The sequence below is a fragment of the Rhizobium leguminosarum genome (assembly GCF_001679785.1).
Classification (GTDB): domain Bacteria; phylum Pseudomonadota; class Alphaproteobacteria; order Rhizobiales; family Rhizobiaceae; genus Rhizobium; species Rhizobium leguminosarum_R.
Map to the genome: position 1 here is coordinate 104669 of NZ_CP016291.1, position 17461 is coordinate 122129.

Below are 17461 nucleotides of genomic sequence, written 5' to 3' on the forward strand. Positions count from 1 at the left end.
CGCAACGATCCCTACTCGGCTGCCGCCAGGGCCGGGTTTGCGCCCGGAAAGAAGGCCGCCAATTCGCCGATCACGTCGTTGATCCGGGCCAAAAGCGCGTCGGATGAAACTGCATAGTCTGTGAAATCACCGTCGGACGCATAAACGGCAGTCGGTAAGGTGTGGGCCATGAAAAACCCGAACAGCGGCCGAAGCTGATGCTCGACCATCAACGCATGCCGGTCACCGCCGCCGGTCGCCGTGATGATGATCGGCTTGCCCCGAAGTTCGTGGGGGTCGATCAGGTCGATCAGGTGCTTGAAATGGCCGGGATATGAGCCCTTGTAGGTCGGCGAGCCGATGATCAGGGCATCGGCCTGCACGATCTCGTCGACGACATGTCCGGCCTGAGCGTCGAGATCCTTGCGCCACAAGGCGCTGCCCAGCGACGGACCGACATCATTGAGATCATAGCTCTTGCTCGTAAATCCGTAGCGAATGCTCGCACGTTCGGCGACGTGCCGCACAAGTGCCAATGTCTTCGATGGACGGTTGAAGCTGCCAGCGATGCCGACGAGTTTGAAACCTGACATGGTTTTTCCTCTCTTTGCGTTGCCCCAACTATTGTCTACAAAATTGATAGATTAAAGGAACATGCATCTCTCCTTTTTCGCCTGGTTGAAAAAAACGTTCGCCGCCGCTTCAGCACGCATAAGCTGCAAGCCGACCGCCATCGGCATCTGCGACCTCTGGACGCTGCAATTCCAAGCCTAAGGCTTGTCGCCGTGAAGATGACGTTCGAGGAAGGGCAAATTGTCCTGTCCCCAATAGATCTCGCCGTCAAAGACATAGGTGGGAAAGCCGAAGACGCCGCTGTCGCGCGCATGCACACGGTCCGCCGACCATTTGCTCTGGACATCGTCATCGGCTTGTCGCCTGAGGAGTGCTGCGCCATCAAAACCCGCTGATGTCACGATCGCCTCGCGCACATCGGACTTGCCGATATCCTTCGCCTCGCTCCAGAAGGCATGTTGGAGGGCTCGGGCAACGCCGATCCAATCCTGTCCGTCTAGGTAGGCGGCAATCACGAAGAGGGACGCCGGCGTCGGATCGCTCAAATCCGGGCGATGTTCGAGCCGCAGTTCCTTGCCGCGCACGCGCGCCCAGCGCTTGAGATCCCGCGTCCAGTAAGCGCGTCGGATCTCCGGGCGATTGCGTGAGAAGATACCGCCATTTTCCTCGACCACCGTCGTCAGATAAGGCGTGATGACGACGTCATTCTTCGCCGCAAGTTCGGCGAAGGCATCGAAGCCGATATACGACCAGGGCGAGCCGATCGAAAAGAAATATTCTACCGATTTGGTCACTGATGCATGTTCCTATGAGGTGATTGTTCTGGCGTCGAATGGACGACGGCATTTTCAGGAAGCGCCGCGGATGCCGGATGGCGCTTTCCATCCGAGTTCCGGTGCGACCAACGTCGCGAAGTCGTGGAGAATCTGGCGATACTGCTCGTGCTCGAACTCGTAAGGAAGCTCCAGCCTCAACTCGCTGACCTCGGGCAGGATCGGATCGGCAAAAAGCTGCGCCAATATCTCGTCCGATGTGCCGACGACGTCTCGGGCAAACAAGGTGCGCCGCTCGCCCTGCGGCGAAAGCGTCCGCCCATGGCGGCCATCGGCATAGTCTCGATATCGGCGGCGCGTTACCGCATCGGCGCTATCGAAAGGCACGATGACGCGGCCCAGCGCCACGCGGCGCTGCGTGCCGGCGTTACGAAAAGTTTCGATCAGCCACGATTGCGCGATGAAGAAATCATCCGTCCCCTCACCCGTTATCACATTGCCGGTCAACAGGTTGAAGCCATTGCGGCCGGCCCATTCGGCCGAGCGCTGCGACCCGCCGCCATACCAGATCCGGTCGATCAGGCCTTTGGCATAAGGCTGCAGGCGTGGCCGCTGCGGGCCGAAGGGCGTCTTGATCAAGGTCTGCTCGTCGCCGAGATAGCTGCCACGCAGATTGTCGGCAAAGCGCAGCACGCGATCATGCGAGAAATCATAGCCAGTCCAATCGCCGTCGAAGACAAGCGGAGCGATCAGCTCGGCATGCAACGGCCGGCCGGCACTGACGCCGATGTTCAGCCGTCCGCGCGACAGAACATCGACGGTGGCGAGATCTTCGGCCAGCCGGTAAGGGCTCTCGTAACCGATCGGGATGACCGCGGTTCCAAGCTCGATCCGACTGGTTCGCTGCGTCGTCGCCGCCAGGAAGGCGCTCGCAGAAGAGATTCCGGGCTCCAGGTGCCGCTGGCGGACCCAGGCGCTGTCGAAGCCCAGATCTTCGCCATAGTGCAGTTGCTCAAGCGTCTGCTCCAATCCCGATAACGGATCTTCGTCGGGATAATTGCCGGGGGTGAGGAAGCCGATATGGCTGATGGATATGTTGCCCACTCGTGCCATCCGATGATCAGTATTTCGGCAGCCCGGGCGGATTGGTCTCGGATGCCGGCAAGGCTTCCTCGGACAGATGCCAGTGGTCGAGGATTTTTGCGTAGGTGCCATCCTTGATGAGGCCGTTGGTGGCGACAGTCAGCGCATCGGCCAGTCCGCTTCCCTTGCGGGTGGTGATCGCGACGTCCGAGCGATCCGGCCAGCCGGCGCTCAACGTGCCGACACGCTTGATGTTCTTGTCGCGCGCGGCGATGAAGACGAGCTGTGCATGCGGCTGGACGATGACGTCGGCCCGGCCGGAACGCAGCGCGAGAAGGCTTGCCGCCTCGTCGTCGTAATATTGCAGCTCGATCGGTTTCAGGCCGGCGACGACATCTTCCTCGCTCCACTTCACCAGGATGCGCTCCTGGTTGGTGCCGGCCCCGACGATGATCCTGAGGCCTGCCGCATCCTTGGGCTCCTTGATCGAGGTGACAGGGCTGTCGGATTTTACGAAGAAGCCGTGCAGGCCCTGGCGGTAGGTGGAGAAATCGAATTTTTCCTTGCGCTGCTCGGTGACCCCGACATTGGAGATGACGGCATCATACTTGCCCGAGGCGAGCCCGAGTGGCCAGTCGATCCAGGCGACCGGCACGATCTCCAGCGTCAAGCCGAGGCTATCGGCAATGGCATAGGCATAATCGGGATCTGCCCCGACCACGGTCTTGGCGTCGGTGGCATAGGTGGCAAGCGGCGGGCCGCCGGGGCTGACGGCGATGGTGAACTTGCCTGATGTGACGAACTTGAAATGCTTCGGGATTGCGGCAATGGCCGCATCGTTCTTGGCGGCGTGAAGCCGGCCCGGCTGCTCTGGGCTGAGGTCGAAATCCTCGGCTGCATGGATTGCACCGAAGGAAAGGGCAGACGCCATGGCGGCGATCAGCAGGGTCCGGAATGCCGGGATGGCAATCATCGTCTTCAATCTCCAAATTGTCAGGCAGATGGCCGGCAGGGATCCTGCCGGCCCAATAGGAATCTCGATTAGGAACCGCTCTTCGGCAGGCCAGGCGGGTTGGTCTGGGCCTTTTCGATCGCTTCGGGACCGAGGTTCCATGTATCGAGGATCTGCCGATAGGCGCCGCTGGCGATCAGGTCGTTGACGACATCGGTCAAGGGAGCAGCCAGGCCGCTGCCCTTGCGTGTGGTGACGGCAATTTCTGCCGTGATCGGCCAGCCGCCACTGACGGTGCCGACAAGCTTGGTCTTACCATTTATCCCCGCCGAATAGGCCTGCGTCGCGTTCACGCTGAAAACCGTGTCGGCCCTGCCGGACTGAACGGCAAGATCCTTGACCGCGTCGTCGTCATAATATTGCACCTCGATCGGCTTCAGGCCGGCGGCGACGTTCTCGCGATCCCACTCCAGCAGGATTTTTTCCTGGTTGGTGCCGGCATCGGTGATCACCTTCAGGCCGGCAATATCCCTCGGCTGCTTGATCGCCGTAATCGAACTGTCGGCCTTGACATAAAAGCCAAGCTCATCCTTGCGGTAGGTCGAGAAATCGAATTTCTCCTTGCGTTCTTCCGTGACGGTCACGTTGGAGATCACCGCGTCGAACTTTCCGGAGGTCAGCCCCAACGGCCAATCGGCCCAGGCAACGGAAACCAGTTCGAGCTTCAGGCCCAGGGTGTCGGCAATGGCCTGCGCCAGATCGACGTCGTAACCGATGACGGTCTTGGAATCGGAGGCATAATCATGCAGCGGCAGATTGCCGCTCGAGCTGATGCCGACAGTGAAGACACCGTTTTCGACGAACTTGAAATCCTTGACTTCGGCAATGCGCTTCTCGTTCTTTTCCACCCGCAGCCGGTTCGGCTGCTCCGGGCTGAGATCGAACTTCTGCTGCGCCTTAGCGGAACCGAAACCGATCGCCGTAAGAGTGACGGCTCCCGCAATCAGAAGCCTTGCCCTATCTGTAAATGTCATGCCCCTTCTCCATTTCATTTTTAAGTTGTGGTTTGTCATTCGACCGGGGCAGCCCGTCGCGGCCCGGCATTTCGCCAGCGCTATAGGCGCTAGAGAACCTTGGCGAGGCATTCCCGCGTACGGGGATGTTCCGCTTGTGCGAAGATGCGGGCCGGCGGCCCAGCCTCCAGAATGCGGCCGCTGTCCATGAAGACGACCGTGTCGGCGACTTCGCGGGCAAAACCGACCTCATGGGTAACGATGACGAGCGTCGTGCCGCTGCGGGCAAGTTCCTTGATGACGTCGAGCACTTCGCCGACGAGCTCCGGGTCAAGCGCCGATGTCGGCTCGTCGAAGAGCAGCACCTTCGGGCGGAGCGCCAGTGCGCGGGCGATCGCCACACGCTGCTGCTGGCCGCCGGAAAGCTGGCGCGGATAGGCATTGATCTTGTCGCTAAGGCCGATGCGTGCCAGCAGCTCCTGCGCCAGCTGCACGGCGTCCTCACGGCCGATGCCGCGAACTTGGATCGGTGCCTCGATGAGGTTTTCGAGCACGGTCAGATGCGGAAAGAGATTGAAGCTCTGGAAGACCATGCCGATATCGGCGCGGCGTTTGAGAATATCCTTTTCCTTGAGCTCATAGAGCGTGTCGCCCCTCCTGCTGTAGCCGACGAAATCGCCGTCCACCGAGATGAAACCCTCATCGACACGCTCCAGGTGGTTGATGGCGCGCAGAAGCGTCGACTTGCCCGAGCCGGACGGACCGAGGATGGCGGTCACGCTGCCGGCCGGCAGGCTGAGCTCGACATCGTCGAGCACTTTCAGCGAGCCGAAGCTTTTGGAAATGCCGTGAATGCGCACCGCGCCGCCAGCGGCCCGCAGCGTCGCTGCATCCTGGAAACCGATCTTGCGCACGGTGTCGGTCGCCGTATCGAGGACAGGCAGCGGACGGCGGAAACGCTCGAAAAATGACTGGAAGGGCAACGGCGTCGGATTGCGCACGGCGCCTTTGGAGAAGTAGCGTTCGATATAGCGCTGAGCAATCGACAGCACCGTCATGATGATCAGATACCAGACGGTCGCGACCATCAGCAGCGGAATGACTTCGAGATTGCGGCGGTAGATCACTTGGACCGTATAGAAGAGCTCCGGCAGCGCCAGCACGTAGACCATGGAGGTGCTCTTCGCCAGTCCGATGAGTTCGTTGAAGCCGGTCGGCAGGATCGAGCGCATGGCCTGCGGCAGCACGATGCGGAAGGCCTGCCGGCGGCGCGGCAGGCCGAGTGCGGCGGCGGCCTCCAGCTGTCCGTGATCCACCGAGAGAATACCGCCGCGCACGATCTCGGCGAAGAAGGCCGACTGGTTGAGCGTCAGGCCGAGAAAAGCGGCGGCAAAGGGCGTCAGCAATTGCACTGTGGGATAGTCGAGGAAAAAGGTATCGGTGAAGGGAATGCCGATCTTGATCGTCTCGTAGAGGTAGCCGAGATTGTTCAAGATCAGCAGCAGCACGATGACCGGGATCGAGCGCAGCAGCCAGATATAGCCCCAGGAAAGACCGGAGAGCAGCGGCGACTTGGAAACGCGGGCAAGCGCCAGAGCCGTTCCGAGGATGGAGCCGGATATGGCGGCAAGCACGGTCAAAAGCAGCGTCCTGCCGAGACCGACGAGGACTGGTTCGGCAAAGAACCATTCAGCAAAGACGCCCCAACCCCAGCGCGGATTGGTGAAGATGGAATAGAGCACGGCGATGATGACGACGGCGGCAAAGATCGTGCCTGCCAGGCGGCCCGGATGACGCGCCGGCACGATGCGGTAACGGGAATAATCCTTCGATTCTGCCGTCCTGCTGCCGGGGTCGATGCCGGCGAAATCCGTCGTCAGTGCCATGGTGCTTCCCTTTTATGATTGTCGGTCTTTGCCGTTTTCAGAAATTTGCGCCGGCCACGCGCAGGCGCGGTTCGGCATCTTCGAGAGTCCGCTGGACGAGATGGGTGATGTCCTTCTCGAAGGGCAGGCTCTTGTAGATTTCGGGATCAGCGGAGATGTCGAAGAGAGCGGTGTAGCCATAGTTCAGATAGAGGCCGACCGCCTCGGGCTGGCGAAAGCCCGTCGTCAGGTAGATGCGGGAATAGCCTTGACGGGCGGCCTGGGCCTCCAATTCCACCAGCACCTTGCGGGCAAGGCCCTGGCGGCGCAGATCGGAGCGCGTCCAGATGCGTTTGAACTCGGCCGTGCATTCGTCATAGTTCTTGAAGGCGCCGCCACCGATGGTTTCGCCATCACGGATCAACAGGAGAAAATTGCCGTCAGGCGGCGCAAAGGCTTCGGGAGGATAACGATTGAGCTCGGCCGCAGCACCTTCGGCATTGAAATAATTGCCGTAGCGGCTGTCGTATTCGTGGATCAATTCATCGATCAGCGGCTTGGCGCGCGGGTCGAGAGGGCTGGCATAGAGAAACGTGTCGCTCATATTCATCACCCGTTGTCATCAGTGAGGAAGGTTTCGGCGAGCCGCACCCAGTAACGGGCGGCGGGCGCAATGATCGCGTCGTTGAAATTGTAGTGGGCGCTGTGGAGAGGAGCGCTGTCGCCGTTCCCGACGAAGAGGTAGCTGCCGGGATTTGCCTGCAGCATGAAGGCGAAATCCTCGCTCGCGGTTCTCGGCCGGAAGTCCTTCTCGATCGCCGCCGGGCCGAGTGCTTCATGGGCGACATCGCGGGCGAAGTCCGTCTCGGCTGCATGGTTGACCAGCGCCGGAAAGCCGAGGCGGTAATTCACATCCGCCTCGGCGCCGAAGCTTTCGGCCTGGGCGCGAGCAAGGGCGGGAATGCGCTCTCGCAACAGTTGGCGAACGGTCTCGCTGAAGGCCCGCATCGTGAGCTTCATCTCGACGCTCTCAGGGATTACGTTCGAGGCGGAGCCGGCATGGATCGAGCCGATGGTTGCGACCGCCATGTCCTGCGGGTCGACATTGCGGGAAACGACGCTCTGCAGGGCGGTGATGAAGGAGGCCGAGGCAAGCACCGGATCGACGGCGCGATGCGGCTCGGCGCCGTGGCCGCCCTTGCCGATGATCTTGATCACCGCCTGATCGACCGAGGCCATGGCCGGGCCGGTGACGAAGCCGAATTGGCCCGTCGGCACACCCGGCCAATTGTGCAGCCCGAAGACCGCATCGACAGGAAAACGTTCGAACAGGCCTTCCGAGATCATCTTGCGGGCGCCGGCGCCGATTTCCTCGGCGGGCTGGAAGATCAGCCGCAGCGTACCGCTGAAATTGCCGCTTTCGGCGAGATAGCGGGCGGCGGCGAGCAGGATCACTGTATGCCCGTCATGGCCGCAGGCATGCATGACGCCCGGATTGCTGCTGGCATAGGCAAGACCGGTCGCCTCCTCAATCGGCAGCGCATCCATGTCGGCGCGAATACCAATCCGTCTTTTGCCGTCGCCGCGCCTGAGGGTGGCGACGATGCCGGTTCCGGCAATGCCCGTCGCCACTTCATAGCCCCAGGAGGAAAGGCGGGATGCCACGAGCTTGCTGGTCCTGAGCTCCTGGAACGCAAGCTCCGGATATTGGTGCAGGTCGTGGCGAAGCGCGATGATCTCGTCGAGATAGGCGGCGATGCCTCTCTCGACCGGATCCTTGCTGCGCGGGTTGTGAGCGATAATGTTCATGACGGTTCGTCGGCGCCTCAGGCGCCGACAGCCTTTCCGCGTTCGACCTGGTCCGCGCCCGTCGCGTACCGGCTTTCGCGGAAGGGCAGGCCCAGATGATCGCGCAGCGTCTCGCCCTTCAGGATCGGGTCGAAATAACCGCGCTCCGTGAGGATAGGCAGAACATATCCGGAGAAGTCGTCGAAGCCCTCGGCGATGACGGGAAAGCCGAGAATGAAGCCGTCGGCGGCGCCATGGTCCACCCAGCGGATGATCTCGTCGGCGATATGTTCCGCCGTGCCGATGAAGGCCGTGCGCGGCGTTGCCGAATCGAGCGCGACCTGGCGGAGCGTCAGGCCCTTCTCCCGCGCCGTCTTCTTGATGCGGTCGGTGGTGGCGCGGAAATTGTTCCTGCCGATATCGCCGAGTTCGGGGAACGGCGCGTCGAGCGGATAGACGCTGAAATCATGATGATCGAAGAAACGGCCGAGATAGAGCAGCGCCTCCTCTGTCGTGACGAGGTTGCGGATCGCCTGATACTTGGCGTCCGCCTCTTCCTGCGTCGCACCGACGATCGGTCCGATACCCGGATAGAGACCGACTTCCGCGGCACTGCGGCCATGCGCAATCACGCTGTCCTTGAGCTGTCGGTAGAAGGCCTGGGCCTCCTCGAACGGCCCGCCATTGGTGAAGACCGCGTCGGCATGTTTGCCGGCGAGCCGGATGCCGGAGTCCGAGGCGCCCGCCTGGAACACGACCGGCTGGCCCTGCTTGGAACGGCCGATGTTGAGCGGCCCCTCGACACGGAAGAAGCGGCCCTTGTGGTTGAGGCGATGCATCTTCGTCTTGTCGACAAAGACGCCGGTCTCGCGGTTGCGGACGAAGGCGTCGTCATCCCAGGAATCCCACAGGCCCTTGATCGCATCGATATAATCCTCGGCGATCTCGTAGCGCAGTTCATGCTCGGGATGTTCGCGGCTGTAGTTGCGGCCCGAGCCCTCAAGCGGCGAGGTCACCGCATTCCACCCTGTCCGGCCGCCGCTGATGAGATCGATCGAGGCGAACTGGCGGGCGATGGTGAAGGGATCGCTGTAGGAGGTCGAGACTGTACCGACGAGGCCGATCTTCGAGGTCGAGGCGGCGAGCGAAGAGAGAATGGCGATCGGCTCGAACCGGTTGAGGAAATGCGGAATGGACTGCTCGTTGATGTAGAGCCCGTCGGCGACGAAGGCGAAAGCGATGCCGGCCGCCTCCGCCTTGCGCGCCGTCTTGACGAAGAAATCGAAATTGACGCTGGCATCGGCCGGTCCGCTTGGATGTTTCCAGGCATTCATGTGACCGCCGGGACCCTGCAGCATGATGCCGAACGTGACGTGTTTTTGAGCCATGGGATCAATCCTCCTTGGAAACGGTCAGGCGACGAGAGAAAGCCGCTCCTTGGCGAGCAGCTCAATGGAGGCCAGGCGCTCGGCAACCGAAAGCGCCGGCGTGTCGAGCACGAACTCCTTAACCCCGTAGCGGCGGTGAAGTTCGTCCAGCTCCTTGCGGATCTGCTCCGCCGTGCCATGCAGCACGCTCGGCACCTTTTCCTCGATGTGGTAATCGGTGATGCCGGCCTGGCGAGCGAATTCGGCCGCCTGCTCCTCGCTGCCGACATTGACGGTCTGGCCGTTCGGCAGAAATATCTTGACGATGCGCAGCTTGCCGACGCGCTCGCGGGCATAGTCCTCGCTTTCGGCGGCAAAGGCTGCAAGCGCCAGGATCGGGCGCTTGCCACCGGATGCCCGCTCATAGGCCTCGAAGGTCCTGCGCAGATTGTCGGGATCGCCGTTCAGGTGACCGGCGAAAACAAGCTCCCAGCCCTTCTCGGCAGCGAGCTCGGCGCTTTCGACGCTGGCGCCGAGCAGGAAACGCTCAGGCGCAGTCGGCGGGAAAGGCGTCGCCTGCGCGCCGTCGTAATTCGGGTCGGCGGCGAGATAGATATTGAGATCGGAAAGCTGGCTTGAAAAATCCGGCTTCCTGGCCGGATCGACGGCAAGCTGCAGGGCGCGCGTCGAGAGCGGAAAGCCGCCCGGCGCCTTGCCGACACCGAGATCGACACGGCCGGGCGCAAGCGACGCCAACAAATTGAAGGTCTCGGCAACCTTATAGGCGCTGTAGTGCTGTAGCATGACGCCGCCGGAGCCGATGCGGATCCTCGATGTCCTGGCGAGAAGATAGGCTATCAGCGCCTCCGGCGCGGAACTCGCCAGGTTGGACATGTTATGATGCTCGGCGACCCAGAAACGGTGATAACCGAGTTCCTCGGCCCGGGCGGCAATCTTTACCGTCGCCCGCAGCGCATCCGCGGCCGTCAGACCCTGTTCGATCGGGCTTTTGTCGAGAAGACTGAGGAGGTAGGTCATGGCACCACGATCCGATCCTTGGTTGCAAAGTTTAGTCTATAAAATCAGTAGACAAACTTCATTATAAGAAATGGCATTCTCTTTCGAACGCGTTGAGTGAAAAAAGCGGCCGCAGCCAGGATGGGGAATCGGATGCCGGGAATTGTTCCGCCACCATCGAAAGGCTTCTTTCAATCGACCACTTCATGGTCTATATTCTGGTCGAAATGGAGTAACCGCATGAAGCTGTCAGAACAGGTCAAACCGATCAGCTATCTCAAGGCGCATGCGCCGGAGATCATCCGGACGCTGAAGGATAATCCGCAACCGGTCGTCATTACGCTTCACGGAGAGGCGAAAGCCATCCTTCAGGACGTCGGCCAATACGAAGAAACCCAGGAGACACTGGCGCTCCTGAAGGTGTTGGCGCTCACCAACCGGCAAGTCGAGGACGGCAAACTGCGCCCTGCTGCGGAGTCCTTCGCGCGCATCCGCAAACGTCTGGCCGACAGCCAATCCTGATGCCATATCGTGTTCTTTTCGCCGAGGACGCGGAACGCGACATCGAGGATCTCTATCGCTTCATCGCTAGCCGCGACGGCGCCGAGACGGCGGACCGCATCCTGACGGAAATCGAGAGTGCCTGCGCCGAGCTTGAAGAATTCCCCGCCCGCGGAAATATTCCGAAGGAGTTGGCGGGGATCGGAATTTCCGAATATCGGGAACTGCACCATAAGCCGTGGCGCATGATCTATCGGATATTGGGCACGGATGTTGTCGTCTACTGCGTCGTAGACGGGCGTCGCGACATGCAGAGTTTTCTGGAGCGAAGGCTTATCCGCGCTTAGCCGCACGCTGCCCACACGGAGGCTGAACACTATCCAACCTTCCGCCCGGCCGGCGCATTTGCCCGCAGAAGCGCCATCAGCATCGGGCCGATCGCGAATTCTCCCTTTTCGCTTCGCCGCGTCAGGCCGCGAAGATAGCCACCGGCCGAATTAATGTGGCCGCCGCGCTCCAGGATGCATGCCATCACCGTCGCGGCATTTTCCGGACCCATCACATTGGCGGCCTCTTCGTAAGCCGACGGACTGACGCCCAGCATCGATCGAACTATGACGGCTGCGGCCATCAAATCGCGCCAGTTGCGGATTGCGCCATTCGGCCCATAGGCGAGGATTTCCGGGCAGGCCTGCAGAACCAGGCCGAGCGGGAAGGATTTCAGTCCGCCACCATCGTTGCGGCCGCCCGACTGCCGACTTTCCTCCTGCCGGCTCTGGGCTGCCTCCCCCTCCCCTCTTCCAGCGTCTCCGCCTCTCGCCCTTTGTCTTGCTCAGCCATCGCTCCCTGCTTCGTTTCGAAGCTTGGTTCAAGTTCAGAGGTAGATTCGGGGTTTGAATTCTGTATGTGACGCTCAATATAATTGGCATTGCCGCGCTGTTTTGTTGATTTAATCCGAATTTCCAATCGGTTAAGGATATCGGCCCGCAGAACCTCCAATTCATGCAGCAGCAATTCAAGCTGCGCTGCAGTCGGCGATCGCGGCAGGCCTTCGATCAGGTCCCGAAATTCGCCATAGAGGCCTTGCCAATCCCCAGGGATCTGTTCTTCGACGGCCGCTTCGATCAGTTTTGCAACGTCACGGCGGCAAAGAGTGATGCGTTCGCGCAGATGCTGGACGTGCAGCCGCTCGGCCATTACTGCGGCCGCAAGCTGTTCGATCTCCTCGGCACGGGCAAGCAGCGGCGCCAGCGAGAAGCCGAAAGCCTCGTTGACCTCCCCTGCCCTGTCTCTGCGGACATAACGCTTGCCGTTGGGGCTATCCTTGCGCAGCAGAAGGCCTGCCTCGACGAGCGCGGCAAGATGGCGCCGCACGGTCTGTTCGGCCATGCCATGCGTTCTGAGCGAAAGCTGGACATTCGACGGGAAGACGATCAAGCCGTTTTCCTGGGCCAGCTCGTTCTTCGGATAAAAGCTCAAAAGCGCGTTGAGCACGGCAAGCGCCCGATCGCCGATGCCGAGCAGCGGCTTTGCTTCGCACAGCGCGCGAAACAATTTCCACTTATCGACCGACTGATCCGGCTTGATCTCCCCGGCCATGACTTGATTTGCAAGCATCCCAAGCGTCATCGACCGTCGCCCGAAGGGCGTCGTCACATTCCCGGTTTCCATATCTTTCACCTCAACGAGGCAAAAGAAATCCACTCACCAAAACGGCGCCAAAAACTCTTGACAGCGATTCTCGGAAGTGCGATTCTCGGAGGTGTTCAAGACTACGAGGAAAGCTTCCGTGACGGTGACGTTCGGGGGCTTTTTTCTTTTGCGCGTTATCTCCTTATCCGGATTGTCAGCTGACAACCGGTCTAACTGCCTCATTTCCCCTGATTTTCCTCTTCGAACTCGACGGCGAGGCCTATCAACCGCTGAGCCAGGAATTCCGAAAACGCCGCCGACTTGACGGTAATACGAAAGGTTTTGCCGGAGCGGGCCACCAAAGCAAGCGGCGCGCCCCCTTGGGTCCGAAGCGTCTGCTCGGCCCGCTGCGGTGCGCTCTTCTCCTCCAGTGCCTTCCAGATGACGTCGAAGCGGCTGTTGGTCTCCAACGCGTCAAAACCGGCGGCACTGATTGCGGCCCGCGCCTTTTTCTGTCCGCCCGTTTCCCTGAATTTCTCGGCAAACGCCAACCAGCGTGGACGGCCGACCTTGGGGGCCGGCCCGATGGCGAGAATGAGCTCGGGGTCGATCGTCTGAGCCACCTGCAGGAGCCTTGACGTTTCCGGCTTGTCTGTCGCCAGCGCCTTGGCAATCATGTCGCGGCCGAAGCCATGTTCATCCATGCGGCGCGCAAACAGTGCCCGCTCGATAAAACTCAAGTCGACACGGGGGCCATTTTCCTGACCCTGTGCAAGGATCAGCTCTTCATCCGTGAGCTTTCGTACGACGGCCTTAACTCGAACCCCGATCTCTGCTGCCGCCCGCAGGCGCCTGTGCCCATAGGCGGCCTGGTAGTGCCCGGTCCTTGCCGGGTCCGGCCGCACCAGGATCGGAACCTGCTGTCCGCTTTCCTGGATAGACTGCTTCAATCGCTCGAACTCGGCATCCTTGTCGACCGGAATACGGTCGCGGATGAAGGACATTTCGACGGCAGCCGGATCGATCTCCAGCACCTTGTCGCCGGAGGCCAGCGATTCGCGCAACGCCTTGGCGGCGGCTGCTTCCTCTCCCAGCCGTCCAAGCGACAGGTTCATCGCCTTGACCGCTCCAGATGGCCGATGCGGCTGTTGCACACTCGGTACTTCCGGCCGCGTCGGCTCGACGGCGCCGACCATGCTCTTCAGGATGTCGCGTCCTTTTGGGCTCATGTCCTGCTCCATGCGCTGCGAATGAGTTGCTCGACCTCGGCATTGACGCTGTCGACGGATTCCACCCCGCGGTCATAGGTCTGGCGATGCATCGTCTCGCGTCCCGCCTCGTAGATTGTCTGCTTGGACAGGCCCGCATCCGAGACCGCTGTCGACTTGACCATCATCGAGGTCAGCACGCGCTCGCCGAACAGACTGCGCAGGAAGGCGACGATCTGCGCCTGCGGTCCATCATTGGCCTCATAGCGGGTGATCAGATAGCGCATCCAATCATAATCGAGATTGCCGCCTGCCTGCTTGACCACGGCCAGAAGGTCGGAGGTCATCGTCAGGAACTGGTTCATCGACGCCACGTCGAGCATCTGCGGATGGACGGTGATGAGGACGGAGGTGGCAGCGCAGAGAGCAGACAGTGTCAGGAAGCCGAGGGTCGGCGGGCAATCGATGATGACGACATCGTAGCTCTGCTCCAGCGAATGCAGCGCATTGCCGACCCGCATGAAGAACATGTCCTTGTCGTCGCGGTTGGTGTCGGCAAGCGCCTTTGGAGTATCGTGCTCGAACTCGTGCAGTTCGAGATTGCCGGGAATGAGATCGAGCCCCGGAAAATAGGTCTGGCGGACGATGTCGGCTACGTCGCGGCGCGTTTCGTCATATTTGATGGCACCGTAAAGCGTCTCGTTTTCGCCGACGTCGAATTCGGGCTGATATCCGAGCATCGCCGACATCGATGCCTGCGGATCGAGATCGACGGCGAGCACGCGGTAGCCGCGAAGAGCCAGGAACTGCGCCAGGTGGATGGATGTCGTCGTCTTGCCGGAGCCACCTTTAAAATTGGTGACGGCGATAACCTGGAGATGGTCGCCCGGCCGGCGCATCGGCAGATAGGAGGGTTTGGTGCGCCCGAGATGGTGGCGCATCGCATGAATTTCCTCAAGCGAGAACACCCGTCGACCGGCCGCCGTCTTTTCGGGATTGATGCTTTCCACCTGGGCGGCGAGGTGGCGAACATAGCTGTCGGTAACGCCGAGCAGCTTGGCAGTCTCGGTGCTGCTGAACCGCCGTAGCGATTTGCGGGCGTCGGGCGAAAACAACCGCTCGAACAGCACCTGCAATTGGCTGCTGAGCATCGTCGAGTCCTGCGCGATCGTCTCGTCGATCGAGACTCGACTCGCTCTCTTGGCTTTCTCAACAATCGCGGCCTTGGTCGGCATTCACGCAAATCCTGATAAATCGGGTCATTTTGCGCAAATGATCGTGAGTCTGCCGATTCCGTCAAGCGATTTCTTGGTTAGCCAATGGATAACAAACTGGATTCGACGAAAAAATCATATGGAATTCCGGAATCTTAGCTCAATTGTCAGCTGACAATGGCGGCCGTGTCCGCATCCATCACAGCCAGTCTTAAAGGATCGCAGCACATTTTCGATGCGACTCAGCATCGTTGTCGGCTCATCGAAGAGCACCTTCCGCTGCCTCGCGCCAACCGATCAGGCAATCCCATTTCTCATTTGTAGGCGGACGAACGATATAGATTTTCTGTTTCCAGCCCACGGACGGGTTCATTGCCGGAAGGCTTGTCATTTGCGTCCTGGGCTTCGGGATCGCGGCGTGACGGAGCAACGCCGAGCATTTGTTCCAGACGACCAGCATTGAGCGGAGCGCTTATTCCCTTGAAGTTCATGATCCATCTTTCGTCTGCGCATGGCTTGCGTGAAGCGCAGAGATAAGCGCAATTTGAACCCGCAGAGAACGGCCCGGCGGCGTTATCACCATCTTTTCCAACGCGAGGCAGGATAGGGGAGGGGAGGCCTCCGTCTTCCAAGCGCTGCCCCGAAGCGGCCGCGACGCTAGACATCCCGGTTCGCTTCTGCGCGCCGAGACCGAGGAGGGCCTTGCAGGCAAGGGCCCGACACGCGGAAGGCTGCATCTCTGCCGGCACCGGCGAACCGGCGCTGCCTCGGATCATGCGGCATCGCCAGAATTGCGAAGTGCCGGCTGCGGGTCTTACGACGGGCGAGCGCCGCTGCTGCGCGCTATCGGGGAAGGGGACGTCTAACCTGAATTTTCTCGCCGATCTAAGTCGGCTGAATACTGGGGGCAACTGGCGTTAAAGGGGTGGGAGTTTGTCTATCCGGAGATCCGATTACCGGCCAGGCCGGTAGATGACACCATTGCAATCACATGCCGCAGTTGAACGCGAATAGGGTTGCCGACATCCCGCGGCGGTCATCATCCGCGAAGATCACAACAGCGCATGGTAGGCGAATCAAGTTTCGGCGGGTATCATCGACAGTGCTAGTAACGATCGTGCGTTGGTATCGCAGACGTTGTTGCCAGCCCGGTCGACCAGATCTCACCTCCATGTTTCGCAAAGCGGCCATCCCTCCTAGCGGAACTTATTGGCGAGTTCGCTTCCGTCTACGGAATTCCTTCTTGTTTACCTGCTATTTACCATAATGCCCCACGGCGACGGTCGATCCCGCCTTCCTTGTGAGCCGGCACCGCACGAGGCCAGTTATTCCACTATCGCGCCTTGGATCCCTCGCGATTGGTAAAATGCGCGTTGCCCAACCCCGTGCCGATGGTCAGCACCGCCCATCTCGACACGTCGTTCATAAAAGGGATCTGCGACAATCCCTGCACAACGGCATCGTTGTGCATCATCACGAATGTGCTGTCGTCACCGATCTCAGGAATGGCCTTCATCAGTGCGGCCGGAAGGTTGAAGCTATCACTCTCCCAGTTTCCGGCCGGCAGGTTCTGTCCGCCACGTTCGATGGAGCCATCGGCTTTGATGATGCCGGGGCATGCGATCCCGATGATCGGCGCCGGCTTGAGATTGGCCTTCTCGGCCTTGCCGATCAGATCCCGTAACATTGCAACCAACTTCTCGATGGTGGCGGTGCGGCTTGGCTCATCGTCGGCATGACGCCAGATGGCGGATTCCCAGACGCTTGCATCCGCAAAATTCGGCACGTCGTCCTTTCCGAATTGAACGACGCCGGCGCGAACGTTCGTACCGCCGATATCGACGGCGAGGATCGCCTCGTGACCTTTGAACATCCAGCGCGGCATCAGGTGGACCGCACCGATCAATCCGGCCTCATCGGGGTGGTGAATGATCGGCACGACCTCGACGTCGATGCCGGCCGCCTTGAGAATAACCATCGTCCTGGCGATCGTCAGTTCGCCAAAGTGGCTCCGACGGAAGCCGCCGCCAACGACGATGCGCTCTGTCTTTCCCCAGCGTTTGTCCTTCAGAAACTTGCCTATCACATCGGCAAAGTCTTGCGCAAAATCCTCCACTGCCCCCATGACCAACGCCGCCGCCGCCAAATCATCGCCCTTCAAAATAGCGTCGATTTTTTTCTTGGAGAGTTTCTCCGTCGCGGTCTTGCCGATCGGGTCGTCTCCGACCTTGCGGATGCGTTTTCTCCAATCGTCGAGCTTCTGTTGGAACGTCTTTTTGTTTGCGTTGTCGCCAACGAAACCATCCTTGTCACGCAGTTCGTTGTTGTAGTCGTCGATCGTCACCAATGGCAGGTTTAACGCGCCATGTGCCAGCGGGGCATTGACCTCATCACGAGGATCGGAACTGCTTTTGGCCATCAATGTACCTTCTACGGCGCGAGTGCTCGAACGGGCGGCGAGTTACAACGCGGACGCGTCTCTGGATGTTCCGGAGT

At 60.5% G+C, this 17461-nt stretch carries 16 protein-coding genes and 1 pseudogene; 2 read left to right on the forward strand and 15 right to left on the reverse strand.

All coding sequences use genetic code 11. The features are described 5' to 3' along the window. Positions 1-11: 11 nt before the first annotated feature. From msuE to BA011_RS37595, 10 genes are all read right to left on the reverse strand, one after another. Positions 12-572 carry an FMN reductase gene (gene msuE, locus BA011_RS37550; RefSeq protein ID WP_065284548.1) on the reverse strand — a complete coding sequence of 187 codons (561 nt, stop codon included), beginning with the start codon at positions 570-572 and terminating at the stop codon, positions 12-14. A gap of 177 nt (positions 573-749) precedes the next feature. Further along, positions 750-1346, reverse strand: coding sequence for a 2-hydroxychromene-2-carboxylate isomerase (locus BA011_RS37555; protein WP_065284549.1), 597 nt, complete (start codon positions 1344-1346; stop codon positions 750-752). A 54-nt stretch (positions 1347-1400) separates the two neighbouring features. Next, positions 1401-2438 carry an LLM class flavin-dependent oxidoreductase gene (locus tag BA011_RS37560; protein ID WP_065284550.1) on the reverse strand — a complete coding sequence of 346 codons (1038 nt, stop codon included), beginning with the start codon at positions 2436-2438 and terminating at the stop codon, positions 1401-1403. Positions 2439-2445: 7 nt separating this feature from the next. Next, a complete protein-coding gene (locus tag BA011_RS37565) occupies positions 2446-3381 on the reverse strand; it encodes an ABC transporter substrate-binding protein (protein ID WP_065284551.1) in 936 nt (311 codons plus the stop codon). A gap of 68 nt (positions 3382-3449) precedes the next feature. Beyond that, positions 3450-4394, reverse strand: a complete 945-nt coding sequence (locus BA011_RS37570; protein WP_065284552.1) for an ABC transporter substrate-binding protein — start codon at positions 4392-4394, stop codon at positions 3450-3452. An 89-nt stretch (positions 4395-4483) separates the two neighbouring features. Beyond that, a complete protein-coding gene (locus tag BA011_RS46275; protein ID WP_151343775.1) occupies positions 4484-6259 on the reverse strand; it encodes an amino acid ABC transporter permease/ATP-binding protein in 1776 nt (591 codons plus the stop codon). A gap of 37 nt (positions 6260-6296) precedes the next feature. Next, positions 6297-6851 (reverse strand): GNAT family N-acetyltransferase, encoded by a 555-nt coding sequence (locus BA011_RS37580; RefSeq protein ID WP_065284553.1) that lies wholly within the window; start codon positions 6849-6851, stop codon positions 6297-6299. Beyond that, the gene (locus BA011_RS37585; RefSeq protein ID WP_065284554.1) at positions 6848-8047 is read right to left on the reverse strand and encodes a M20 aminoacylase family protein; all 1200 of its coding nucleotides are present in this window, start codon (positions 8045-8047) and stop codon (positions 6848-6850) included. Before BA011_RS37585 ends, BA011_RS37580 begins: the two co-directional genes overlap by 4 nt. Before the next feature lie 17 nt (positions 8048-8064). Then, positions 8065-9414 (reverse strand): LLM class flavin-dependent oxidoreductase, encoded by a 1350-nt coding sequence (locus tag BA011_RS37590; protein ID WP_065284555.1) that lies wholly within the window; start codon positions 9412-9414, stop codon positions 8065-8067. Between the two features lie 24 nt (positions 9415-9438). Beyond that, the gene (locus tag BA011_RS37595; RefSeq protein ID WP_065284556.1) at positions 9439-10431 is read right to left on the reverse strand and encodes an LLM class flavin-dependent oxidoreductase; all 993 of its coding nucleotides are present in this window, start codon (positions 10429-10431) and stop codon (positions 9439-9441) included. A 219-nt stretch (positions 10432-10650) separates the two neighbouring features. On the opposite strand from BA011_RS37595, the gene BA011_RS37600 reads away from it, so the two are divergent. After that, on the forward strand, positions 10651-10932 hold the full coding sequence (locus BA011_RS37600) for a type II toxin-antitoxin system Phd/YefM family antitoxin (RefSeq protein WP_065284557.1): 282 nt from the start codon (positions 10651-10653) through the stop codon (positions 10930-10932). Continuing rightward, a complete protein-coding gene (locus BA011_RS37605; RefSeq protein WP_065284558.1) occupies positions 10932-11258 on the forward strand; it encodes a type II toxin-antitoxin system RelE/ParE family toxin in 327 nt (108 codons plus the stop codon). Before BA011_RS37600 ends, BA011_RS37605 begins: the two co-directional genes overlap by 1 nt. Before the next feature lie 29 nt (positions 11259-11287). Here the strand turns inward: BA011_RS37605 and repC are convergent. The 5 genes and pseudogenes from repC to BA011_RS37625 form a co-directional block, all read right to left on the reverse strand. Next, a pseudogene (gene repC / locus BA011_RS37610) lies at positions 11288-12582 on the reverse strand (plasmid replication protein RepC). Positions 12583-12782: 200 nt separating this feature from the next. After that, positions 12783-13772, reverse strand: a complete 990-nt coding sequence (gene repB / locus BA011_RS37615) for a plasmid partitioning protein RepB (RefSeq protein WP_065284559.1) — start codon at positions 13770-13772, stop codon at positions 12783-12785. Next, the gene (gene repA / locus BA011_RS37620) at positions 13769-14986 is read right to left on the reverse strand and encodes a plasmid partitioning protein RepA (RefSeq protein WP_017958286.1); all 1218 of its coding nucleotides are present in this window, start codon (positions 14984-14986) and stop codon (positions 13769-13771) included. The genes repB and repA overlap by 4 nt, the downstream gene beginning before the upstream one ends. A gap of 293 nt (positions 14987-15279) precedes the next feature. After that, the gene (locus BA011_RS44740) at positions 15280-15456 is read right to left on the reverse strand and encodes a hypothetical protein (protein ID WP_017958285.1); all 177 of its coding nucleotides are present in this window, start codon (positions 15454-15456) and stop codon (positions 15280-15282) included. 842 nt (positions 15457-16298) lie between these two features. Beyond that, the gene (locus BA011_RS37625; RefSeq protein WP_065284560.1) at positions 16299-17384 is read right to left on the reverse strand and encodes an ROK family protein; all 1086 of its coding nucleotides are present in this window, start codon (positions 17382-17384) and stop codon (positions 16299-16301) included. Between the last annotated feature and the right edge of the window lie 77 nt (positions 17385-17461).